Consider the following 23,417-nt stretch of genomic DNA (forward strand, 5'->3'; position numbering starts at 1 on the left):
GGCCGGGCGGTGCTGGCCGGCTTTGCGGCCTGCGTCGCCCGGCCCATTTCCCAGACCACAACGACCGACGCCCCGCCGCCTGCCGTTCCCACCTGCCTCCCCGCCCGCTCCGTCGGGGGGGACCGGGGGGGATCATCCCCCCCGGCCGCCGGAGGCATGCCTTTCTCCCCTCGCCTCGCCTCGCCACACCACGCCCCCGGGGCGCGCCGCTAGGCGTTTCGCAGCTTGGCGATGATCTGGTCCATGTCGCCGGAGAGATCGGCCAGGGCGTGCACGGCCTGGGCGGATTCGTGCATGCCGGAGCTCGTGGTTTCGACCACGTCGCTGACCTCGTTCATGGCCCGGTTGATCTCCTCGGCGGCGGCCGACTGCTGTTCGGCGGCGGCGGCGATGCCGGCCACCTCGCGGGCGCTGGCCTCGGCCAGGGCCAATATTTCGCGCAGCACGTCGCCGGACTTGCCGGCCAGGGAGGTGGCCTCGGACACGGCCGAGGCGGCCTGGTCCACGTTGTGGATGTTGCCGGCCACGGACTGCTGGATGCTGACCACGGCCTGGCCCACTTCCTTGGTGGCGGTCATGGTCTTTTCGGCGAGCTTGCGCACCTCGTCGGCCACGACCGCGAAGCCGCGCCCGGCCTCGCCGGCCCTGGCCGCCTCGATGGCGGCGTTTAAGGCCAGCAGGTTGGTCTGGTCGGCGATGTCGGAAATGACGGACATGACGCGGCCGATGGCCTGGGTCTGGTCGCCGAGGGCCCGCATGGCCTCCTTGAGGGTGGTGGACACGGCGTTGACCCGGTCGATGGAGCGCATGGATTCCTCGACCACGTTCGCGCCGGACGAGGCCTTGGCCTTGGTGTCCTCGGCGGACTGGGCGGCGCGGGAGGCGTTTTTGGCCACATCGAGGACGGTGGAGGTCATCTGGGCGATGGCCTCGACCACTTCGCGCAGGCGGTCGCGCTGGTGGTCGGCCCCGTCGCGCACGTGCTCGACCTGGTTTTCCAGCTGTCCCGAGGCGGCGATGATGCTTTCGACCACGAGCCCCAGGTTCTCGGCCGCCTCGAGCATGCCCTCGCGCTTGGCCGCCTCGGCCATGCCCCGGGCCTTCTCGGCCTCCTCGCGGGCCACCTGGGCGCATTTGGCTTCCTCGCCCGCCTCCTGGCTCATGGCCTCGGCCTCGGCGATCTTGGTCTTGAGGCCCAGGACCATTTTTTCCAGGGCTCCGGCCAGATCGGCCATTTCGCCGGAGAACCTGCCCTCGGGCCGGGCGTCGAGGTCGCCGCGCGAGACCTTGCGGGCCACGTCGATGATGCGCCGCAAGGGCGAGGTCATGCCCCGGGCGGTGAAGAAGCCGACCACCAGCACCACCAGGGCCACCACGCTCGAGGCGGCCAGGGCGGAATAGAGGATGGTGCGCTCGGTGGCGGCGATGGCCGCCCGGTCGCGGCCGATGAAGAGCATGCCCGCGATCTTGCCGTCGGCTCCGGTCATGGGCCAGTAGGCGGTGTTGTAGTCGCGGCCGAGGATCTTGTTGATGTTGAGGAAGCGGGAGCCCTTCTGCAGCACGGTCTCCAGGACCAGGGGATTGTCCATGCGCGTGCCCACGGCGCGCTTGCCGTCGCGTTCGATGGTGGTGGCCACGCGGGTGTCGCCGTAGAAGATGGTGCACTCCACGTCGAGCACCTTCTTGATCTCGTCCACGAAGGCGTTGCTGGAGGAGAGGTTGATGCCGGCGGTCACGCTGCCGACGATCTTGCCGCCCTCGGACACGGGCGCGCCGGCGCGCAGGGAGAACTTGACGGCCGTGCCCTCCTCCATGCCGATGGATATCTGGCCCTTGAGGGCCTTTTGCACGTTGATCTGGTTTTTCACGGAGTCGCCGACCTTGTCGGAATGGCTGCGGGCCACGACCACGCCCTCGGCGTCGGCGATGGTCACGAATTCGATCTTGAGTTCCTGCTGGGCCTGCTTGGCGATCTCGGTCAGCTTGACCCGGTCGCGGGCCACGATGGCGGCGGCCACGTCCGGGCGGGAAGCGAGGAGGAAGGTAACGCCCTTGACCTCCTGGCTGGTCTCCTTGAGCATGTAGTCCACCGCATCGGCTTTGCTGTTGATCTCCTGCTGGCTCATGTGATTGAGGCCTTCCGAGAGGTACAGGTGGACGGTGAGGGAGATGGCCAGGGTAAGGAGGCCGACGGTGAAAAGGAGCAAGGCGATGATCTTGCCGGTCAGCGTCAGTCGCATGGGCACCTCCGAATTCCCGGCACGACAGTCGGGAATGTTTTGTGAAAAAAAACACTTGCGGCGAACGGTTACAAATTGACAACATTATACGTAAAAATCAAACTCATGCCTAGCATTGGAGGCCTGGAGAATCGCGATTTTTGATAATTTTCAGAAAGAAAATTTTTTTTTTCACAAACCGCGGCCGGCCGGCCGCGTCACAAGAAGGAAACCCTGGCCGCAAGCTCGCCCGCCGCGAGCCCTCCGATTGCCGGGAGGGCTCGAGCAGGAAGGCCGAGGGGACTCGATCCGTCTGGAAATAAGGAAAATTGCCGCGGCGGTCAGACAGAGATCAGGAGAAGGCAGCCGGCGACGCCACACTCGCCTTGCCTCGCGCAACAAATACGACCGTGTGTTTCAAGAAAAACTAGTCATATTATTCTGGTGTCCTCGAACAACGCATGCGCTGCCTCGAGGACATGACGCTAGCGCCCGACGAAGCGGGCCAGCACGTAGCCCCGGCGGCCCGTGGCGAGATCGCGCACCTCGTACCAGCCGTTGATCTCGGGCGTGAGCACGGCCACCTTGTCTCCGGCGTGGAGGTCTTCCACCACCGAACAGGACTGGCTCGGGCACTCCAGCAGGTTGAGCAGCGCGGCCCGCACCGTCTGGACCGTGGCCGCATCGACAGGGGCGTCGGCGCGCTCGCGTCCGGCGCAGCCGCCCAGCAGGCCCAGACCGGCGACCAGGAACAACGCCATGGCAGGGCGGCGCATCTTGCCAATCATATTCCCTCCTTGGCTCGCCTTGCCGGCAGGCGGCAAGGGATTGCGACATTTCCGAGAACAGGAATCATTCTTATTGCCGAACGGGATAAAAAAGATCATATTAGGCCCAGGATCGGCCCGACGGCTAGTTGCCTTCGTAGGTGCGCATGCGCTTTTCCCGCTCCCGCCGCGCGTCCTGGGACGGGCATTGGCATACGGCCCGGGCGGCGTCGTAGGGGCTGTCCGCGGACACGCCGCCGGGGCCGATGTAGACGAGCTTGGCCGGGTCCGGCTGGCTCAGGGGATACTGGCCCGGATTGGCGGCGCACGAGCCGCAGATGACGGTCCAGGCGTTGTACGCGTTCATGGCCACGCGGGCGACGCAGCAGTCGCCGTAAGGATCGACCTGCTGGGCCGGCGCGGGCGACGGCCAGAGGCAAACGGCGGCGGCCGCGACCGCGATCGCCAGGTGAATACGGACCGGCTTGAGCATGTCTCCTCCCTACGGGCGAGCCCGGGATACGGCGTGTGTCAAGGCTACCGGGTCCGGCGTGGCTTGTCCATACGGCGACGCGCCAACGGACCCGTGCGAAAAAACGGCTTGATCCGGCTCCAAACGGCCGGGGAAGGCCGCTGCCGGAAGAGGCGTGCCGCGCGTCTTGCCTTTTGTACCCGGGCGGTCCATACACTGGTGCAATGCCCCCATCGGGTTTTGCCCGACAACCTTAACAACGAGGTCTCACCCCATGCACGATCACGATCATGAATACGACGAGGAATGCTGCGTCGAGGTGACCGAGGCCGCCGTCGGCCAGGAAACCGTCGACTTCACCATGAAGGTCTACGATCCCGCCGAGGGCTTCTTCGGCGAGATGTCCACCGAGGAGATCAAGAAGGCCGGCAAGTGGATCGTGCTGGTCTTCTATCCGGCCGACTTCACCTTCGTCTGCCCCACCGAGCTGGCCGACCTGGCCACCAGGCACGAGGAGCTGGACAAGATGGGCTTCGAGATCTTCTCCGTGTCCACGGACACCGAGTTCGCCCACCTGGCCTGGCGCAACAGCGAGAAGCTCCTGGAGAACGTGCGCTTCAAGATGGCGGCCGACCCCACCGGCCAGATTTCCCGCTATTTCGGCGTCTACGACGAGGAGACGGGACTGGCCCTTCGCGGCACGTTCATCATCAATCCCGACGGCGTGCTGGTTTCCAAGGAGGTCAACTTCTACAACCTCGGGCGCAACGCCGACGAACTGGTGCGCAAGTGCCAGGCCAGCGTCCACCTGCGCGAGCACCCGAACGAGGCCTGCCCGGCCAAATGGACCCCCGGGGCCAAGACCCTCACGCCCTCGGAAAAGCTCGTGGGCAACGTCTACGAATCCTTAAGCGGAATGCCCTAGCGCGGCCTCCCTTGGGCGGCGCGGCCGCGTCGTTCGAGAGAAAGCCGTCCGGCGGATGCCTCGGCGGCGAAACATGCCCGCGCGTGTTTCGCGCCATGGCCCCAAGGCAAAGCCCGACTTCACCAAAGCCCCGCCCCCGCCACGCCGGGGGCGGGGCTTTTTTCGGTACGCGCCGGCGCGGCCGTTTGACCGCGAGGCCGCGATGGACTAGTGCACGGCCGGATACGGCGCGCCAAACGGCCGCGGCGACGCGGCCAGGGCGATCGGCTCCATGGAACGCACTCTGCCGCTCCCCGAAGAAAAGCGCGCCCTCCCCGCCATGTCCCATGCATCGCCCCGGCACCACGGCATCGACCTGCTCAAGGTCGTCTGTTGTTTTTCCGTCGTCCTGCTGCATGCCCTCGTCTACAGGGTCGAGAACTACGACGGCTCGCCGTCGTGGATCGTAGCCAACGTCCTGAGTGCCGCCACGCGCGAAGCTGTTCCCGTCTTCTTCATGATCAGCGGCGCGTTTCTGCTGCGCCGGGACGTCGTTTCGCTCAAAAGCTACTTCACCGACGTCGCCAGGCGGTACGGCATGGCCCTGCTCGGCGGCCTCGTCGCCTACAAGCTGCTGGCCCTGGGCCAGGGCGACGCCAGCCCGCTGCTTTCCGGCGTATTGTACAACGTCCGGCTGAGCATCGGGTTTCATCTCTGGTTCATGTGGACCTTCCTCGGACTGGCGCTGGTCGCGCCGCTGCTGCGCCCCATGGTGGCCGCGCCGCGCAACCTGTGGCTTTTCCTTTGCCTGTGGCTGCTTTTCTGCTTCGCCGAGCCCTGGCTGCACGCCATCGGCTGGAACCTGCCCGTGGACAACATGCTTTTCGTGCGCCACACGGGCTACTTCGTGGCCGGCCACGCCCTGTTCCGGCAAGCGCGCCGCCTGCCCTGGGAACTGCTCGCCTCCGGGGCCGTGGCCGGCGTCGCGGTCACGGCGGCCCTGACCGCGGCCGCCACGGCCGCGCGCGGAGCCCTCGACCTGCGCTTCTACGAAGGCCCTTCGCCGTTTCTCGTGCTCTACAGCGCCTGCGCCTTCCAATGGGCGCGCCAACAGGAGCGCGTTCCCTTGCCGGAGACGTTGCGCCGCCTCTCCGGCGCGACGTTTACCGTCTACATCTACCACGTCCTGGCCCTGTCCCTGCTCTCGCGCCTTATCGGCCCGACGACCTTGCCCATGCGCATCTTCGTCCACACCCCCCTGGCCTTCGCCGCCTGCCTGGCCCTGCACTTCCTCGGCCGACGCACGCCGGGGCTGCGCCTGTTCTTCAAGGGGTAGCGGGCGAAGAGGAGCGACGGAGGAGACTTCGCCGCACCCGCTCGTAATGCAACAACTTGCGTAGTGCATAAAAAAAGGGCTGCCGAACGCATCGACAACCCATTGATTCCTGGTGCCCGAGGCCGGAATCGAACCGGCACGCCCCTCACGGAGCAAGGGATTTTAAGTCTCAAAAATCGCTCAATTTTAACCATGCGTTACCACAAATATTCAAATAATATCAGGCAGATGAACACTCACGAATTTTCATGGAAATGCACGTTTTTCCAGACCGAGTGGAGCAAAATTGGAGCAAATTGGAGCAACTTTTTTTGCTCCACCGACGAGAAATTTGCATTGCTTCCGGCCTTGGCGGAATGATCCTCCAATCCCGGGGAGAGCTCGCGGCTGGCCGGCAAGCACACTCCGTAGTGTGCACTGCGACGCCGTTCCCTTTCTGCAGGAGGATGAAAAAGGAGGACGCCAAGAAGCATCAGCAGGAAGGGCGCCCCTGATTTTCCCGAAGGATCGTGAGCGCGTCAGGCACGGCGTCCAGCACCTTCAACAGGTTGGTCACGGCCCGGCTGGTCAGGGCATCCCCCTTCTCATACTTGGTGAACGCTTTCGGGCCGCCGCCGATGAGGTCGCCGGCCGCCGCCTGGGTCAGCCCGAGCTTTTTGCGGATGCGCTTGACCTGCGGGCCGTCCAACAGCCCCTCGCACCTCGCCTTCATGGCGTTCAGTGCCCGGTCGGAGACCTTCATGTCCGCACGGGTATAGAGGCCTTCCCCGCATGTCGGGCAATACCATCCGGGCATGGCGACAGTCATTGCCTGTCCCTTGTAGGAAAATTCCACCGGCCTCACGTCACGGACCATTTCAGTTCCGTCCTCGTGGCACATGGGATTGGTTTCCATGCTATTTCTCCTTGAAAGAGAGCAGATCAAAGGCCGAAATTCTTCCAGCCATAAATTTCACGTACAAAATCCCGGCGGATGTCGGCACATGATACACATCCTGCCAGGCCGCGTTGTCCGCGTAGGCGGTCATGGATTTGTAAAAGTGCCTGCGGCTCATGCTCTCAATGACCGCCATCATGCCATCGTAATCGAAGCCGAGGCGTTGGGCTGCCTGGGCGGCGGTTCTCGTCACGGCGACCTCGCCCCTTCTCGCCGCATCCTGGAAAGAGCCCAGGTCATACGTCGGCTTTCGCTTTTCCATGAGGAAAAGTTACCATAAAGGTACTTTCTGTCAAGGCCATCGGCCTCGGCCGGGGCAGGGGCATTGTCGCCGCAGCCTCCCCCCGCGCCCGCGCAAATAACGACTCCTGACATTGGCGCGTAAACCGTCCCAGCCACCTCGCAGCCTGAAGCCTCCAAAGGCGCACGTCTGACATCCGCAAGGGGGGGGGTAGTCTCCGCTGTTTCAAAACCAGCCCCCTCCTCCCCGTCGGCAGGCATCCTGACGAGCGAGAATAGATCTAAATTATTTAAATAAAAGGAAAATAAAATTCAAAATTTTCCCCTCACCTCGCTATCCATCAGAAATATTTAACTTTCCGAAAACGACTTATACGGCAATCACCTTCAACTATACCATACAATGACATTCAGTGACACAACTACACTCTACGTTGACATACATTGACATAACTGCATTTCAGTCAACTTGACACTATTTTCAGAATCGTGTTTATGCCTGGGTACTCACAATTTGCACAGACACCGAGGAGTACTCATGGTCAAAAAAATGTTTTACTACATCGAAGACATGTCCATAATTCTTGGAAAAACTCCAGCATCAATCCACGGGCATCTCGCCCGAAAGCAGTTCGACGCTGTGCCGCAGCCTATAAAGTTGGGTCGCCGCCTCGCCTGGAACCCAGCTCTCGTTGAAAATTGGATCCAGGAGAAGACCGATCGAGCCGGCGGAAAAGCGAATCCCCAACGCAACCTCGAAAAGCCCCCCACTAAACGGCGCGGACGACCGCAAAAATCGGAACGGAAAAATGGGGATGAGCAATGAGCAGCGCAATCCGGGGGCTGCCCCGGGCTCAGCTGCAGATCGGTGCCACAACCGACGATCCTGATGACCTTGCCCTCAAGGAATGGCCTCGATTCTCGTTTGACGCCTGCCCAGGCATCCTGGGCGAGTTCGTGCGACTGGCGACACGCGACAGCGAAGCCGATCCGGCGGCGGTCTGCATCACCGCGTTGGTGCGCTTCGGGGCGGAGGTTTACGGCTACGCGCCCAATCGAGGCCCACACCTCTATGTGGGCGAAACCATCCACCCACCGCGACTCTTCGCCGTCATCTGCGGCAATTCCAGCAAGGCCCGCAAAGGGACCTCCCGGCATCCCGTGACAAAGCTCTTTGAGCGGAAACACTGCCTGCCCATCGACCTGAAGACATGGGGCGTCCCTTTGCCCGCCAGGGAGAGCGGCGGCCCGCTCTCCACAGGGGAAGGCCTGGCCCACCATGTGCGCGACGAAAGCGACGAGGAGCGGGAACGAAGGCAGCGACAGAACCCCGCCGAACCGGTCCGCGAAAAGGGAGACAAAAGGCTCGTCATCATGGACGAGGAGTTAGCAAGCGCCTTTGCTTGCATCAAACGGGAAGGCAACACACTCTCCATGGGCATCCGTAGTTTCTGGGACTCCGGCGACTATGCCCCCCTGACCAAGAACAATCCCGTCCTGGTGCGCGGCGCGCATATCAGCATCATCGCCCACATTACCATGCAGGAACTCGCCGTGTGTTTGGGCGAGGTGCAGGCCGTGAATGGCTTCGGCAACCGTTTCCTCTGGATATGCGCCCGGCGCTCGAAACTGGTTGCCCTGCCTTCACGGATGCCGGACGCCGAGCTTGCGCCCTTGCAGCGTGAGCTCTGGCGGTGCGTGGGGCATGCGCAGCAACGCGGCGTCATGACCATGACAACAAACGCCCTGGAGCTCTGGCGACACGTCTACCCAGAGCTCTCTCAGGAGCACACGGGACTGGCCGGGAGCATAATCAACCGGGCCGAAGCCCAGACCCTCCGCCTAGCTCTCCTCTATGCGCTCTTGGATGCTCAGGGGAAAATCGAGGAGCCCCATCTGCAAGCGGCCCTTGCCATGTGGCGCTATGCCCAGGATTCGGCGCGCTACATCTTCGGAGACCGGGCGACGGACCCGCTGGAAGATAAAATCCTGGAAGCGCTCAGGGCCGGCCCGCTCACGGCCACCGAACTGAGCAGCGTCCTGAGCAGGCATGTCCCCCGCGACCGCCTCAAACCCCTGCTGCAGCAACTCGAAGCACAACAGCGCATTACCATCACCAAGGTCAAAAACGCGGGCCGTCCCCGGATCACTCTGGCCCTGCGCGAATTAAGCGAAAAAAGCGAATTAAGCGAAAAAAGGCGGAGTCTCGCGTGAACCTTATTTCGCTTATTTCGCTTTATTCGCCATCAGTATGTTGCTGCGGAAAGCCCGCGCACATCGGCGGCATGTCCGCACCGCCAGCCTACCCTCTGGGGCCACACGCTGTCGCGGTGCCCCCAGCGGGGCTGGCGGGTGGGCTACACCCCCCTCGACCCCTGCCAAAGGCATCAAGGCCGGTGACGCCATGAAAGGAAAAGCCCCAAACCGCACAGCCTGGATCAAGCTTCGCGTCACCCCGGCTGAGAAGGAAGCGATCACGGCTAAGGCGCAAGCCCAGGGCCAGACCGTGACGGATTTCATCCGCCAACGCGTCCTGGATTACCGCCTTCGCCAAACACCCATGGAGAAGGAGCACGTTCGCCAGCTCGCCCGGGCGGGGGCGAATCTGAATCAACTGGCCAGGTGGGCCAACACGTACAAAAGCCGGGCAGAGGCCATTCAGGTCTTGGCAGTCCTCTTGAGCATCGAGAGGTCCCTCAAACGCGGCCCAGATGCGGGAGAAGACGAGCGGCAAAAATCCTCTTCCTCCATGGAGTCAAAAGCTTTCAGGGAGACGCCATGTACATGAAGGTCTTCCCGCACGGGCAGGGGGCCGGGGATGGGCCGACACGCTACCTGGTGCGTCTGGACTACCCGGACCGGGACAAGCATCCGCCCGTGGTGCTGCGCGGCGATCATGAGCTGACCCGAGACCTGATCGACTCCCTGGACACCAAATGGAAGTTCACGGCCGGGGTCCTTTCCTGGCATCCGGACGAAGTCGTGACGCCCAAGCAGGAAACGCGCGTCATGGACGACTTCGAAGCCGTGGCCTTTGCCGGTCTGGAGCCGGACCAGCGCAACATCCTCTGGGTGAGGCATCACCATGCTGGGCATCATGAGCTCCATTTCGTCATCCCACGCGTGGAACTCTCAAGCGGCAAGGCCTTCAATCCCTGCCCGCCCGGCTGGCAAAAACACTTCGACGTGTTCCGGGACCTGCACAACCACCGCGAAGGTTGGGCCAGGCCGGACGATCCGGCCAGAGCCCGCCTGCGAACGCCGGAACACGCGGACCTGCACAAAGCCCGTCTGATTCGGTGGGGGGCTACGCCCGGCAAGGACGAACGCGCGGAGGCCAAGGACGCCGTTCACTCCTTCCTGCTCATGAAGATCGAAGAGGGACAGGTCACAAACCGCTCCGAGCTTCTTGCGGCGCTTCGGGAGGCCGACCTGGAGATTAACAGGGCGGGCAAGGACTACATCACCGTCAAAGACCCAGCCAGCGGCGAAAAGCTTCGCCTCAAAGGGGGAATCTATGCCGAACACTGGCAACTCGCTGGCCTCCCTGGCCGAGCGCATGCGGGCCAAGACCGAACAGGACCGGCAGGAGCTCGAAGCCCTGACCCGGCACCAATTCGACGCCTTGAGCAAGAGCTTGCGGCAGTCGTCGGCCGCCGCGCTCAATACAACCGAAGCCGCTATCCAGGAAAAGCTTGGGACGTTGGAAGAGAGCATCGTCTCACGCTGCCAAACCCTGAGCTGGACCTTCGGCCGAAAGTGGCTGCAAGCTCTGCTCTTGAGCATGGCCCTACTGGCCGGGGCGGCCTTGGGCGGCTGGGGCGTGATGGCTATGCTCACACACAGGCTCACGGCATTACAGGACGAGATTCAGAGCCTCAATGCGAACAAAGCCGACCTGGAGAACACCGTCGGACAACTGGAAAAGCGGACCTGGGGATTGAAACTCCTGGAGAACCAGGATGGACGGTTCATTGTTCTGCCGCCGAAGACATCGGCTCACACAGGCTGGACGGTGGGAAAACAGCAAGCTGTGAAAGTGGAGTAGACTATGACCGAGATCGAAAGCATACTCACCGCCACATTGATCGCGTTGGAACAGGAGATTCGCCAGAAACAAGAAGCGCAGGCAAAGGCTATTACCGAACAGGAGCTATCACTGACGGCTCACACAGACACCTTACGCCTCCTTCAGAAACAGGTCAGTCATTTAAGCATTCAGCAACAAGAATATACACAGCACTTAGAACGCTTGATCGATATATACAAGAACTTTGGGCAGCTATTGAGGTGGTTGGAAAAGATCAACTCCAGAGAGAAAAACGATTAGAAATGCAGATTATTGAAAACACCGAATATCATTAACATTTTAAAAACATGCCAAAAGATAGAAAGCACAATCGGAAGGCAACCCGTAATAGGGGAGCATATTTTTTGTTGACCAGAAGAGAACATAGGATTAGCCTATAAGCAATTATTGATTTACAATGACGAGCACACTGGGCGAAAAAGGATACATAAAAGCCGGTGCCTACCATTTACAATGAAGGAATGGGAAGATGATTAATTTCCCCGTTTTTGAGCAATTAGAGGTTAGCAACTATGGGCTATACCCAGGCACGGAGACACAACAAGGCATCAATATTAATTTCAAACCAGGATTGACGTTAATTCTTGGCGCAAACGGCTTAGGAAAGACAACACTAATTACCATCCTTTACCGCATGCTGTCTGGCACACATGATTTGTCTCGTACAGCTCTCGATGCCACCGAATTGGGCGGCGCATCTTTGGAGGTAAAACCGTTAAATGCTGTTGATGTCGCCATGTTTGCAAACCGCGTGCAAGATTTGGCAACCAATGCATTCGCCACAGTAAGACTTTCTATAGGTCAAAAAAGATTGACAATTAAACGGCACCTTAAAAACCTTAAACTTGTTACTTTTCACTGTGACAAAGTCGACATTGGGACAGATGAGACCGTATACCAACAAATGCTGCCAGAAATTTCAGGCATGTCTAGCTTTGGCGACTGGCTCCTCTTGCTACGGCACATGGTTTTCTACTTCGAGGACAGACGCGAGTTAGTTTGGGATCCTTCTGCACAACGACACATTTTTCGAATGATGTTTCTCTCTCCGGAAGAAGCTCAAAATTGGTATAAGAAGGAAAGGAATATTTTAGCATTGGACAGCCGCTACCGAAACGACACGGCTTCACTCAACCGACTAAGGAAACGTATCACAACCAACAACAAAGCTCTTGGTGACGAAGCTTCATTGCGTACTGAACTAGTTTCATTGACAAAGCTTCAAGAAGAAGACGAAAGAGCGTATACAACGCTTGTTTCCGATATCGACTATCTGGACAAAAGGCGACATGCACTAAGAAAAGACTTGCTAGCTGCAGAGATGGCTGCCGACAACACCGCACGCATTATTGAATCAGAGAAACTGGCGCTACTCAAGAATTACTTTCCTTCTGACAAACAGACGGCGCTATACCTCTACTCGGTACTCCTTGCACAAGACCAATGCGCTGTCTGCGGGAATGAATCAAAGTCAACGGCAGAGGAGCTATCAACACGCATTACCAATCTTAAGTGTATTGTGTGCGGAAACGATTTAACGACTGAACCAGAGCATGACAATGTAGTTTCCTTCTCAAAAGAAAAAATACAAATTCAACATAAAAATTTTATACTAGATACAGACCGAGTAAATAATTTGAAATCAGAACTTAGCAACATTTCTAAACAATATGATTCCGTAGCAACTCGCCTCATTGAAATACGCGCTGCCATCGCAGAAAGGTCTAAGCACATCAGCCGCATCGAGAAGGCTTTACCCAAAGGTGATGAGAAGCAGGCCGAGGCGCATAGGGAACTTTCTGCTCTCAACGAGGCATTAACTGGTGACAAAGCTACATTAAACATGCTTTCAGACTCATTTAAGGAGTTAGTTGACCAAGCAAACACTCAAATACTTCAACATGCTGAAGCGATCAAAAATGCGTTCTCAGAATATGCAAGTGGCTTTCTTTTTGAGGATGCCCAACTGAAATGGTCACCAACAAAAACGAGGCTGGGCCAAATAGGAATAGCTTCTGTTGCTTTCCCTGCATTTAATCTCGAAATGAGTGGCTCAGATTTTACAGGTAGAACACCTCGAAACGGGCCGGAAACCGTATCAGAGAGTCAAAGAGAATTTATCGATCTGGCGTTTCGTATGGCCTTGATTCAGGTTGCCGGCGACGGAGCCGGAGGATCACTGGTAATCGATGCGCCAGAATCTTCGCTAGATGCATTCTTCGTAAAAAGAGCTGCCAGCGTACTTTGCAGATTTGGCAAACATGACTCGAATAACCGTTTAATAATTACATCAAATTTGATTGATGGGCAGTTAATACCAGAAATGATCAAGAACGGCATCCCTTCAGACGACCACACACAACGCCTCATAAATCTCATGAATATTGCCACTCCGACTGCAGCTGTGCGCAACAATCGACTTGAATATGAAATGGAGCTAAAGAAGATACTCATGGCTGGAGGGATTGATGGATAGGCTACCTATCCCCAGGGTGCTAGGGCCTGTTGACGATCTCAGACGCTGGTTGAGAATATTATCAATACTTGATGCTTGTCATTGGGTAGGATTAGCACCCATCATAACCACATCTTTGCATGTAATAGTATATCTCGCTGAAGCCTTATCCCCAGCCTGGAATCTCAAAGCAATGGACGGGAAAGTTCTAAAACAATCGACCGCCCCTTACTATCCACTCCTACAGAAAGATACCAATCGACTCATCGGGATGGGGCTCATTCGAGTTAACGCACTGGAAAAAGGATTTTCCGACAAAGGGGATCCAGTATTTTTACCAAAAATCAGTCTAGAGCTACAAAAAACTGATCAAATCCTAAAAACTTTGCGCGAACTCCCTGATGAAGAACTAATGTTCATATTTTTCCGTGAGGTTGTGCAGGCATTTTCGCGATTATCCGACCAACAGGTCCCCACTTCGATGAAAGAAGATGCTACTTACGGGGACCCTGCCGTGGATATTGGTCAAGTAATCGACCTTGGAGAGTGGTTAAGCACTGACAACACCGCAACTTCACAGGCCATTGACCAAATACGAAATTTCTCCGGCTACAGTATAAATCCAGCTGAAACAATTGATATATATGTTGACCATATCTTTAAACGAGTAAGCCATGGATAACATAAGACTAGGCCTTTGGGGAAGTGACGATTTGAATGCAACGGTAAAAAATTATATCGGAAACCAATATTATCAAAACCTTCCTGAGGAAGCACATTTCCTCCATAGCGTCGCAAAAATCCTTGGCCTCCGATACGCCAGGGACAAAGAAGGCCTCCATTCAGCGCCCTCCATGTACATTCTTAATCGCCCCCCTATTGATAGTGGTGTAGAGTTTAAACGGGAGCATACTTTTAGCCTTGGAGTTGTCGATGTCTCGGGGAAAATATGGTTTGGCTCTTCAGCAATGAACTCCAGCAACGGAGCCTCTATTCCTGAAGGCATAGACATCGACTCACTATTTACCTACGTTTCGCGAACCTTAAATTCAGGAGAGCAACCAGCTATCTATTACGATGTATCTGCGAGCGAAAAAACTTTTCGCTTTTATCCTAAAGGGGTAGAGAACCCGGACAACTGCACAGACATTCGTTTCGTTGGACAGATTATAGACGAAAGAAGTCTAAAATCATTTCTAGACCGAATCCACAACAGACATCTATTGACACCAACTGCATCATTTGCATCGAACGATCTTTGGGAAAACAAAATAAAATGTTATCCAATAAAACAAGCCGAGAGAGGTGTTCAAAGCATCTTACAGATTTGTCTCGCTGAAGCGCTAGGAAATATTCAAGTTAAATGCGAAGGAACTGGCGTATTCGGAAGATATGATCTATCTATTCTTGAACAAGACCCACTTGAGCCATCAAAATTTACAATTCATGCCATACTAGAGTTGAAAGTCGTCAAAAAATTTACTCATACTGGTCATGAAATCTCGGACAACATGAACAAAAAAGCTGTGTTAAAAGGTTTTAAACAAGCATTTGCCTATCGACATGAGCATCACGCAAAATTTTCAGCCCTATGCTGCTATGACATGCGACCAAGCCCAACTCTTCATAAACACTCAGAAAAAAAATGCAAAATCGCCATAAAACTTGGCATTGAATTCTGGGCCTGGCCATTATTTTCTACACCAGATGCCGCTCGAGACTGGCTGGTGGAAAATACATCACCAAAGGAGCCCTCGTAAGGGTACCTTCTTACCATTCAAGGCTACCTGGTGTTCATTTTTTCCTCAGTACAATCAATGCTTCATCAAGCTTCTCCTGCCCCCCTTGCTGGGCAGACGCTCTCATAGATCTAAATGATTCAATATTGACAACCGCATACCCCATCGTCGGCGCTAGTTCCGCAAGAATAGTCGCTGTTGGAATGAGAATGCCGGCATATTGACTGTCGCCAACGACGGCCCATACTTCCCCTTCTGATGCCAACTGCGCGTGAAGTCCTTCGAAGATCAGTTTTATGTCGTAAAAATAACCTCCGACCATCTCAGGGATCCATGGGTTCCAAAGATCACCACGAACACTAGTCAACCGCTTGAGCGCCATCGTTAATTGATTGGATTCCGCAGGGGCAGATGGAAACTCTCGTCTCACCTGTACATGGGAACAAAGTGTTGATTCTCGCAGCGCGCGATTTCCATGCGCACTACTCAAATAGCCAAGAACCCATAGCTCTACATTATAGACATCAGTATAATCGAACGAATTGGGATACGGTGGCGAAAAAATTGCCCCATCGATCTCCCCAATCGCAGCAACAGCCTGCCTACTGTCACCCCTAATTAATGTATAATTTTTTTCCTTCCGAAAACGATGTGCATGAACCTCAACAATAGCTTTTTGTGAACGTTCACAAAAAATTTTATCAAACTCTTCCACTGAAATAAATCGCGTACTCCATCCTTGGCGATAACGACGTCCCTTGCCATTAACAACAACATTGCTAATATGAATCAACATCCCTCCCAATTGCATACGAAAAAAGCGGCGATGAACAGGGTTCGACAATCCATCAATTGCATCGAGGCAAGCCGCTATTCTATTTGCAATTGGTCTGTCAAAAATCCATCTATCCTTATTTTCAGACTCGATAAATGTCGAGGGCAGACCGGCCAATCGTTTACATGACGCCTTGGCAGAATGCATGAAACGTACTATTCTTCCAAGACTACGCGCTAAATTATCACTATCATATACACAAAGTTTTGCTTCGATTAGATCGGCTAGATATGGATTAACTTCAATAGTCACGGGCTCAATACCCAGAAATTGGCAAGTCAAGGCTGTCGTGCCTGATCCCCCAAAAGGATCGACACAGCGCAAGAGATCGCGCTTAGAGCCCACCACAGCCTTTGCGACCAGTTCTGGTGTATACGCTTCCTTGAAGTGGTGCCATGTTTGAAACGGTAGTTTTTCAGAACCAACGTTTGAACCTAGTGTCGAAACCGCCCTCTTTTGTGTCCACGATTCGAACGATATATGCAGGGAGCTAATATCTTTATTCGAATATATTTGACGAGTTGACATTTCTAAAAACCACCACCTAGAGTATTATAGCCAAGCAAACTATATATAAATATTTTACAATCCACAAGACAATATATTAATTTCACCACCATAGCTTTCCACCATTCGGCCACAACTCGCCGACAATAGAACTTAAAATATCAATCTCAATTAATGTTAAAAAAACATTGACCGCACATCATCTGCGCAACACCTCTATAAGTATCTGATATAAACACAAAATCATCCCTGACGTGCAGCTTAAGAGCCTCCTCGCTGACTCACCAAACAGAGAAACACCCAGCTCAATACCATAGCGATGATGCAGGCAACGCGATGCGCCACGTTATCCACAACTTCATAACATTGATCCATCCACTCATGAATCTCTGTAAATGGATTTCCCAACTCCCTCAAGCTATGACGCTCATGCTTAGTGATAAGCATATCGCTCTCCTAGCAATACCTTTCCAACAATCGCAGCCCATGCCCCCAGGTTATTGGCAGCCTTCAGCCGACGATGATGCGATCATTTCTCGTTACCCCCCGCTTCATCCCCGCCAGCCTATCTGCCAGTCGCGCCGTCCGTAAATGCGTGTACCGCGCCAGCATCTGCAACGTCTTATGCCCGGTAATAGCCTTTATCTCCATGACGTCCAAATCCGTGAGCTCAAAAAAACGGCTGGTAGCCTCGTGCCGTAGGTCATGAAACCGCAAGTTTTCGAGCTTTGCCCGCTTACACGCATATCTCATTGACGCCGTAATCTGGTCCGCCGTCAGGCCAAACACAGGTCCCTGATCAAAGTTCCGTGGCAGTTCACGCAGGACAGCCAACGCTCCTTCCGCAAGGGGGACTGTCCGGGCCTCGTTGTTCTTGGTTTCAGGTATGAGGACGTATCGGCCTAGAAGATTGACATTTTTCCTGTGTAGGCTGGCGATTTCCTCCCGGCGCATGGCGGTTTCCAGGGCAAAAAGGATGACCGGCCTGAACCTGGGCGCAGCCGCAGCCAGCAACCGTTCTTCCTCCCCTTCTTCAAGGCGTCGGTCGCGGCCTTTGGCGGGCCTGGGCTTGGCGGCCAGCTCCACGGGGTTTTGCAGGCTTTCCATGCCCCAATCCGAGCGGGCGTAGTTGAAGAGCTTGGAGAGCAGGGCGAAATCCAGACGGATAGTGTTGCCGCTCACCCCTTCGGCTTCGCGTTCCCGCCGAAAGTCGGCAATATCACGGGCGCGGATGGTGGCCATGATCCGATGGGCGAGGGTCCGCTTTTGGAGGAACCTGGCCCGGTCGGTTTCCCGCTTGGCATGCTTGAGGCGCGGGATATACTCCTCGATGTAGCGCTCAAGGCACTCGCTAAGCGTATATTGCTCGGCCTCCTTGGCGGACACGAAGAGGCTCTTGTTCATGGTCGTTTCGATGTCCTTGGTCCAGGCCTCGGCTTCCACTTTGGTGTCAAAGGTCTTGCACGTCGTTGGATAGCCCCGCTTGCGAATACGGGCTTCCCACTGCGATGGACCGCGCTTGCGTATGGTTGCCATGCTGCCTCCTTGGAAAAGTCGAATCTCAACCGATCCCCAGGTAGCCAAGAATGCCCTGAAGGGTATGGACAACATGCCCATTTTCGCCCTCAAGCGAGTCGGCCTTTCGATTGAGCCATAAAGCGGGAAGCCCAAGATCGCGGGGAGCCTGATAGTCGTTTTGCAGCGAATCGCCGACCATGAGGAGTTCGCCGGGGGCACAGCCAAGCCTCTCCCAGGCATAGCGGTAGATCGGCGCCTCGGGCTTGCGCGCGCCAACTGCATAGGAAAAAGCGCAAACATCCAGCTCAAAGGGCAGGAGCTCAAGGCATGGCGCGCCGTAGGGCTGGGCGAGGTTGGAGACCACCGCGATCTTGACGCCTTGCCTACGGAGCGTCTGGAGCGTTTGCGGCACCTCGGGAAAAAGACGCATGGAGTCCGTTTCCTCGGCCACATGCGCTTCAAGGAGAGCGGCTTCCTCCCGGGACAACCCGGCTTCCCTGGCGAGCTCCGCCAAGGAAGCATCCCGCGTCATGATGGCTTGGTAGCAATCGGCCGCTCCGCTCCCCCACCGCTTCATGATCGAACGGTAAGGGAGCCGGGGGGATTCGATGCGGCACAAGGTGCCGAAAGCGTCGAAGAGCACGCCCTTGATTTGTCGTGGCTCCATACACGTCTCCTGGGTTTCAGCCATCAGCGGAGGGACCAGCCGGGCGAAGCTCCTCAAGTTTTCCGTTAGGGCGATTGGAGATTTCGCAACAGCATGGCAAAGCGTTCCGTCTTGGGCATGGCACACCAAGGGCACTGTCCTACGCCATCCAGTGTCGGCCCTTTAAAGCCGCAGGAACATTTGAACATGGGAGCATGCCAATCGGTCACCCAGGTGCGGCTGAAGTCCGGCGCATATCCCAGCAAGGCCAGCATGTCGGCCTCCATGGAGCTCTCCTGGCCGGATTTAGGGAGGAAGACCTCCTGCGCCAGGAACCACTCCGGGCCGGTAGGTAGCAGCCCCCAGAGATCATCACGGATATGGAGCCGGGCCGCCTCCTTAGCGTCAGGACCAAATTCCAGGCCCACAACCTCCACTCCCAGACGGTGATGCAGAATCATTCGATGCGCCATGCTCATGCAATATTTCGAGGCGAATTGATCGAGAAAATGATGTACCTTGGTGAACGGCTTACCAAGTTCCCGCTTGCAACGCTTTTCGTGTTCGGCAATGCGCATAATAAATTCCATCAATCGGTAATTAGACTATTGTCAATAAAAACAAAGAAAGGTTATTTGGCTTTAGGGAAAAGATCTTCACGCATTGCCTGGACAAGTGCATTCACACTATCACGAGGAGAATCTGGAGGAGTATTAGAAACTATATTTAACAATTCTACAACATTATCACTTCCACATAATTTAATACGTTCAATTGCCGACGTCCTTGCCCAAATCGCTTCTGTTTCCGGCATTATTTGAGAGCGCGCCGCAATATCAAGGTAACTTACATAAGCATCTCTCTTTTCGTCAAAAGCACGCTTTGAAAGGATTTTTTTATTGTCAAAGTACTCTTTCAAAAACAGCGTGAGCACGCTTCCGATCCCTAGTCCGCCTACCAAACTGGCTATGTCCATGGGGTTGCTCCTCGTCAGACTTTTTGCTCCACTTTTTTCTGGAGCGAGTGGAGCAAAATTGGAGCAAAAAATCAATATAACGAAAAATGGGTTACTGACCGAGTCAGTAACCCATTGAAATTTTTGGTGCCCGAGGCCGGAATCGAACCGGCACGTCCCGAAGGACAAGGGATTTTAAGTCCCTGGCGTCTACCAATTCCACCACTCGGGCACGCAGCGCCTCTATTGCCCCAACGGCCCCCGGCGCGTCAATCCGCGTAGCCTTCCGGGGGCGTTTCTGCTAGAAGCCCGCCCATGCCGCATCCCCGCAAACGCCTCGTCGTCCTCGGCCTCGACGGACTGCCGCTGCCCCTGGCGCGCGCCCTGGCCGCCACAGGCCGGCTCCCCAACCTCGAACGCCTGCTGACGCAAAACGCCTGCGGCATCGAGGCCGAGCTGCCCGAACTCTCGCCCGTCAACTGGACCTCGGTCGTCACCGCGACCAACCCCGGCCGGCACGGCGTCTTCGGCTTCGTGGGCATCGATCCGGCCACCTACACCCTCGGCCCCATCGACGCCTCGGCCATCCGCGTGCCCACCCTCATGGACCGCCTGACCAAGGCCGGCCTTGTCGCCAAGATCGTCAACCTGCCCTGCGCCGCGCCCGTCAAGCCCCTGTCCGGGGCCATCGTGGCCGGATTTCCCGAGACCGACCTCGACCGGGCCGCGTCTCCGCCGCAGTTCGCCCAAAACCTGCGCCTGGCCGGCTACCGCATCGAAGCCGACACCAGCCGGGGCGCGGCGGATTTCGACGCCCTGGCCAGGGGCCTGCGCCAGACCCTGGCCTCGCGCCGGGCCGCCATGGAAATGCTCTGGGCCGGCGGCGACTTTGACCTGTTTATGCTGGTTTTGACCGAAACCGACCGGCTCTTCCACTTCTTCTTCCCGGCCGTGGCCCGGCCCGAGCACGCCCTGCACGGCGCGGCCCTGGACCTGCTCGCCGACTGGGACCGCCTCATCGGCGTGGTCCTCGACCGCTACGACGGCCTGGACGGGCCCAAGCGCCTCATCGCCCTGGCCGACCACGGCTTCGTGGAGCTCGAAACCGAAGTGGACATAAACGCCTGGCTGGCCCAAAAGGGCCTGCTCCTGACGCAGCCGGGGGCGCGAAACGAATGGGACGCCCGCATCGCCCCCCACCAGACCGCCGCCTTCGGCCTGGACCCCGGGCGCATCTACATCAACGTCAAGGAGCGATTCGCCCGAGGCGTCTTCCACGAGCACGTGGCCGAAAAGCTCGCCCTGGAGCTGCGCGAGGAGCTTCTCGGGCTGACCTACGAAGGCGAGCCGGTCATGGAGGCGGTGCACCTGGCCGGGGAAATCTACGACGGCCCGCAACTGCGGCGCGCGCCGCACCTCGTGTGCGTCGGCCGGCCCGGCATGAGCCTCACGGCCAAGTTCAACCGCGAGGCCATCTTCGGCCGCCACGGCCGCGCCGGCTGCCACAGCCCCCACGACGCCCTCTACTGCGACACCGACGCCGCCCGCCCCGCCACCACCACCGGGGCCGGGCGCGAGATCGCGGCCTATTTCGACCTTCCCGAACAAAACGAGCCGGCATGGATTTCGAGCGCGACCTGAACCCCGCCCAGCTCCAGGCGGTCATGACCACCGAGGGCCCCGTACTCGTCATCGCCGGAGCCGGCTCCGGCAAGACCCGCACCATCGTCTACCGGCTGGCCAGGCTGGTCTCGAGCGGCGTGGACCCGGCCTCCATCCTCCTTTTGACCTTCACCCGCAAGGCCGCCCAGGAGATGCTGACCCGGGCCGGCATGCTGCTGGCCATGGGGCCGGACGGCGTGTCCGGCGTCTCGGGCGGCACCTTCCACGCCTTCGCCTTCGCGACGCTCAGGCGCTACCACGCCGCCGCCGGCTATCCCGACGGCTTCACCGTGCTCGACGCCGCCGACTGCGAGGACATCCTGGGCCAGGTGAAGGACAGCCTCGGCATCGGCAAGGGCGACCGCACCTTTCCCCGCAAAAGCGCCATCCTGGGCATGCTCTCCAAAGCCCGCAACAAGGAGATGGACGTGGCCGACGTCATCTCCCGCGAGGCCTTCCACCTGCTGCCCCATGCCGGCGACATGCAGCGCCTGGGCGAGGGCTACGCGGCGTTCAAGGCCGAGCACCACCTCCTCGACTACGACGACCTGCTCTTCAGCCTGGAGCGCATGCTCGTCGAGCACCCGGACCTGGCGGAGTTCTTGCGCGAACGCCACCGCTACGTCATGGTGGACGAGTACCAGGACACCAACCGCGTCCAGGCCAGGCTCACCCGCCTGCTCGCCCCGGGCTCGGGCAACGTCATGGCCGTGGGCGACGACGCCCAGTCCATCTACGCCTTTCGCGGGGCGAGCGTGGACAACATCCTGGACTTCCCCAATCTTTTCCCGGGGACGCTCCTCGTCAAGCTGGAGCAGAACTACCGTTCCACCCAGCCGATCCTGACGCTCACCAACGCCATATTGGATAACGCCGCCCGCAAGTTCGACAAACGCCTGTTTTCCGTGCGCGAGGACGGCCCGGCCCCGGAGCTGGTGCGGCCCTTTTCCGACCTGACCCAGGCGGCCATGGTCACCTCGCGCATCCGCGAGCTGTCCGGCCGCTATCCCCTGCACGAGATCGCCGTGCTCTTCCGGGCCGGCTACCAGTCCTACGCCCTGGAGGTGGAGCTCGGCAAAGCCGGCATCCCCTTCCAGAAGTTCGGCGGGCTGCGCTTTTCCGACGCCGCCCACGTCAAGGACGTGCTGTCCTACCTGCGCCTGGCCCGCAACACCGCCGACTTCCCGGCCTGGAACCGGGTGCTGGCCTTCGTACCCGGCATCGGGGCCAAGACCGCGAGCAAGATCTTCGCCGCCATCCAGGCCGGGGACAGGGCCGTGCTCGGCAAGATGGCGGCCAAGTCCGCCGAGTTCCGCGCGCTCATCGAATTTCTCGATGTCCTGCGCGCCTCGCCCCCCTCGCCGGCGGACCTGCTCGAAAAGGTCGTGGAGGCCTACGCCCCGCTTCTGGCCGAGAAATTCCCCGAAGACTACCCGCGCCGCCAGGCCGGCCTGGAGCAGCTCCAGCAGATCGCCGCGGGCTACGCCGACCTCGACGCCTTCCTGGCCGACCTCGTCATCGAAAACCCGGACGAGGACCGCAAGAAGACCCGCGAGGACCACGTGGTCCTCTCCACCGTCCACTCGGCCAAGGGCCTGGAATGGGCGGCGGTGCTGGTGATCGACCTGGTGGACGAGCGCTTCCCCTCGCGCCACGCCCTGTCGCGCTCCGAGGACATGGAGGAGGAGCGCCGGCTGCTCTACGTGGCCTGCACCAGGGCCCGCGACGCGCTCACCCTTTTCGCGCCGGAGACCGTGTACCAGCGGCAAGGCGGCGGCTGCGCCCCGGCCCTGCCGAGCATCTTCCTGCGCGAGCTGCCGCCCGGCCGGCTGGCCGAGCGGCGGGAGCGCCTGGGCGGTCGCGCGCCGTCGAGCCTGGCCGCCTGCGCCGCGTCCGGCCCGTCCTTCGCCGCCCGGCCGGCGCGCCCGGCCGCAGCCGCGCCGCCCGCCTCCAAGGCCGTGCCGCTCCCGGCGGTCCCGCCCGGCAAGCTCGGCTACTGCCGCCACAAGATCTTCGGCCGGGGCAAGATCATCGCGCAGCTCGACGGCGGCAAGGTCCGGGTCAACTTCCCGGACTTCGGCCCCAAGGTCATCCTTGCCGATTTCCTGCAAATGGAGGATGCTTCCTAGGCCGTT

The 23,417-nt window shown here is 58.1% G+C and carries 22 protein-coding genes, 2 tRNA genes and 2 pseudogenes; 13 read left to right on the plus strand and 13 right to left on the minus strand.

Translation table 11 applies throughout. From position 1 onward, the window contains the following. Window positions 1-209: 209 nt before the first annotated feature. From Q1K70_RS00415 to Q1K70_RS00425, 3 genes are all read right to left on the minus strand, one after another. On the minus strand, window positions 210-2,240 hold the full coding sequence (locus Q1K70_RS00415) for a methyl-accepting chemotaxis protein (protein WP_300154199.1): 2,031 nt from the start codon (window positions 2,238-2,240) through the stop codon (window positions 210-212). Between the two features lie 464 nt (window positions 2,241-2,704). Next, complete coding sequence (locus Q1K70_RS00420; protein ID WP_300154202.1) at window positions 2,705-3,007, minus strand: SH3 domain-containing protein; 303 nt, start codon at window positions 3,005-3,007, stop codon at window positions 2,705-2,707. 124 nt (window positions 3,008-3,131) lie between these two features. Next, complete coding sequence (locus Q1K70_RS00425) at window positions 3,132-3,479, minus strand: hypothetical protein (RefSeq protein ID WP_300154204.1); 348 nt, start codon at window positions 3,477-3,479, stop codon at window positions 3,132-3,134. A 253-nt stretch (window positions 3,480-3,732) separates the two neighbouring features. On the opposite strand from Q1K70_RS00425, the gene Q1K70_RS00430 reads away from it, so the two are divergent. Together Q1K70_RS00430 and Q1K70_RS00435 are read left to right on the plus strand one after the other, a co-directional pair. Then, window positions 3,733-4,383 (plus strand): redoxin domain-containing protein, encoded by a 651-nt coding sequence (locus tag Q1K70_RS00430; protein ID WP_300154208.1) that lies wholly within the window; start codon window positions 3,733-3,735, stop codon window positions 4,381-4,383. 271 nt (window positions 4,384-4,654) lie between these two features. After that, window positions 4,655-5,698: an acyltransferase family protein gene (locus tag Q1K70_RS00435; RefSeq protein ID WP_300154210.1), complete on the plus strand. Its 1,044-nt coding sequence runs from the start codon at window positions 4,655-4,657 to the stop codon at window positions 5,696-5,698. A gap of 110 nt (window positions 5,699-5,808) precedes the next feature. Here Q1K70_RS00435 and Q1K70_RS00440 read toward each other — a convergent pair. The 3 genes from Q1K70_RS00440 to Q1K70_RS00450 form a co-directional block, all read right to left on the minus strand. Continuing rightward, a tRNA-Leu gene (locus Q1K70_RS00440) sits at window positions 5,809-5,924 on the minus strand. A 246-nt stretch (window positions 5,925-6,170) separates the two neighbouring features. Next, window positions 6,171-6,593 (minus strand): type II toxin-antitoxin system MqsA family antitoxin, encoded by a 423-nt coding sequence (locus Q1K70_RS00445; protein WP_300154213.1) that lies wholly within the window; start codon window positions 6,591-6,593, stop codon window positions 6,171-6,173. Between the two features lies 1 nt (window position 6,594). Further along, the gene (locus Q1K70_RS00450) at window positions 6,595-6,897 is read right to left on the minus strand and encodes a type II toxin-antitoxin system MqsR family toxin (protein WP_300154216.1); all 303 of its coding nucleotides are present in this window, start codon (window positions 6,895-6,897) and stop codon (window positions 6,595-6,597) included. A 516-nt stretch (window positions 6,898-7,413) separates the two neighbouring features. On the opposite strand from Q1K70_RS00450, the gene Q1K70_RS00455 reads away from it, so the two are divergent. The 3 genes and pseudogenes from Q1K70_RS00455 to mobC all read left to right on the plus strand — a co-directional run. Next, on the plus strand, window positions 7,414-7,701 hold the full coding sequence (locus tag Q1K70_RS00455; RefSeq protein ID WP_300154219.1) for a transcriptional regulator: 288 nt from the start codon (window positions 7,414-7,416) through the stop codon (window positions 7,699-7,701). After that, window positions 7,698-9,089, plus strand: a complete 1,392-nt coding sequence (locus Q1K70_RS00460; protein ID WP_300154221.1) for a DUF3987 domain-containing protein — start codon at window positions 7,698-7,700, stop codon at window positions 9,087-9,089. Before Q1K70_RS00455 ends, Q1K70_RS00460 begins: the two co-directional genes overlap by 4 nt. 346 nt (window positions 9,090-9,435) lie before the next feature. Next, a pseudogene (gene mobC / locus Q1K70_RS00465) lies at window positions 9,436-9,516 on the plus strand (plasmid mobilization relaxosome protein MobC); the annotation flags it as partial. A gap of 17 nt (window positions 9,517-9,533) precedes the next feature. On the opposite strand, the gene Q1K70_RS00470 reads toward mobC, so the two are convergent. Continuing rightward, window positions 9,534-9,971, minus strand: coding sequence for a hypothetical protein (locus Q1K70_RS00470; protein WP_300154335.1), 438 nt, complete (start codon window positions 9,969-9,971; stop codon window positions 9,534-9,536). On the opposite strand from Q1K70_RS00470, the pseudogene Q1K70_RS00475 reads away from it, so the two are divergent. The 6 genes and pseudogenes from Q1K70_RS00475 to Q1K70_RS00500 all read left to right on the plus strand — a co-directional run. Beyond that, window positions 9,885-10,292: pseudogene (locus tag Q1K70_RS00475) on the plus strand (relaxase/mobilization nuclease domain-containing protein); the annotation flags it as partial. The gene Q1K70_RS00470 and the pseudogene Q1K70_RS00475 sit on opposite strands and share 87 nt — an antisense overlap. Before the next feature lie 100 nt (window positions 10,293-10,392). Next, the gene (locus tag Q1K70_RS00480; RefSeq protein WP_300154223.1) at window positions 10,393-10,923 is read left to right on the plus strand and encodes a hypothetical protein; all 531 of its coding nucleotides are present in this window, start codon (window positions 10,393-10,395) and stop codon (window positions 10,921-10,923) included. Window positions 10,924-10,926: 3 nt separating this feature from the next. Next, window positions 10,927-11,205 carry a hypothetical protein gene (locus tag Q1K70_RS00485; RefSeq protein ID WP_300154226.1) on the plus strand — a complete coding sequence of 93 codons (279 nt, stop codon included), beginning with the start codon at window positions 10,927-10,929 and terminating at the stop codon, window positions 11,203-11,205. Window positions 11,206-11,434: 229 nt separating this feature from the next. Next, the gene (locus tag Q1K70_RS00490; RefSeq protein WP_300154228.1) at window positions 11,435-13,441 is read left to right on the plus strand and encodes an AAA family ATPase; all 2,007 of its coding nucleotides are present in this window, start codon (window positions 11,435-11,437) and stop codon (window positions 13,439-13,441) included. Then, window positions 13,434-14,102, plus strand: coding sequence for a hypothetical protein (locus Q1K70_RS00495; RefSeq protein ID WP_300154232.1), 669 nt, complete (start codon window positions 13,434-13,436; stop codon window positions 14,100-14,102). The genes Q1K70_RS00490 and Q1K70_RS00495 overlap by 8 nt, the downstream gene beginning before the upstream one ends. Further along, entirely contained in the window at window positions 14,095-15,180 is a 1,086-nt protein-coding gene (locus Q1K70_RS00500; RefSeq protein ID WP_300154234.1) for a hypothetical protein, read from the plus strand. Before Q1K70_RS00495 ends, Q1K70_RS00500 begins: the two co-directional genes overlap by 8 nt. A 34-nt stretch (window positions 15,181-15,214) precedes the next feature. Here Q1K70_RS00500 and Q1K70_RS00505 read toward each other — a convergent pair whose 3' ends face one another. The 6 genes from Q1K70_RS00505 to Q1K70_RS00530 form a co-directional block, all read right to left on the minus strand. Beyond that, window positions 15,215-16,522, minus strand: a complete 1,308-nt coding sequence (locus Q1K70_RS00505; protein ID WP_300154237.1) for a hypothetical protein — start codon at window positions 16,520-16,522, stop codon at window positions 15,215-15,217. Window positions 16,523-17,011: 489 nt separating this feature from the next. Continuing rightward, a complete protein-coding gene (locus tag Q1K70_RS00510; RefSeq protein ID WP_300154238.1) occupies window positions 17,012-18,037 on the minus strand; it encodes an integrase in 1,026 nt (341 codons plus the stop codon). Between the two features lie 25 nt (window positions 18,038-18,062). Continuing rightward, window positions 18,063-18,686 (minus strand): HAD family hydrolase, encoded by a 624-nt coding sequence (locus Q1K70_RS00515; RefSeq protein ID WP_300154241.1) that lies wholly within the window; start codon window positions 18,684-18,686, stop codon window positions 18,063-18,065. Between the two features lie 65 nt (window positions 18,687-18,751). After that, a complete protein-coding gene (locus Q1K70_RS00520; RefSeq protein WP_300154243.1) occupies window positions 18,752-19,243 on the minus strand; it encodes a hypothetical protein in 492 nt (163 codons plus the stop codon). Window positions 19,244-19,296: 53 nt separating this feature from the next. Next, complete coding sequence (locus tag Q1K70_RS00525; protein WP_300154246.1) at window positions 19,297-19,641, minus strand: hypothetical protein; 345 nt, start codon at window positions 19,639-19,641, stop codon at window positions 19,297-19,299. Window positions 19,642-19,765: 124 nt separating this feature from the next. After that, window positions 19,766-19,852: transfer RNA gene (locus Q1K70_RS00530), tRNA-Leu, on the minus strand. An 83-nt stretch (window positions 19,853-19,935) separates the two neighbouring features. On the opposite strand from Q1K70_RS00530, the gene Q1K70_RS00535 reads away from it, so the two are divergent. Next, complete coding sequence (locus Q1K70_RS00535) at window positions 19,936-21,261, plus strand: alkaline phosphatase family protein (protein WP_300154249.1); 1,326 nt, start codon at window positions 19,936-19,938, stop codon at window positions 21,259-21,261. Then, entirely contained in the window at window positions 21,240-23,411 is a 2,172-nt protein-coding gene (locus Q1K70_RS00540) for an ATP-dependent helicase (protein ID WP_300154252.1), read from the plus strand. Before Q1K70_RS00535 ends, Q1K70_RS00540 begins: the two co-directional genes overlap by 22 nt. The last annotated feature ends 6 nt before the right edge of the window (window positions 23,412-23,417 follow it).

The organism is Solidesulfovibrio sp., from assembly GCF_029978005.1.
GTDB lineage: Bacteria > Desulfobacterota > Desulfovibrionia > Desulfovibrionales > Desulfovibrionaceae > Solidesulfovibrio.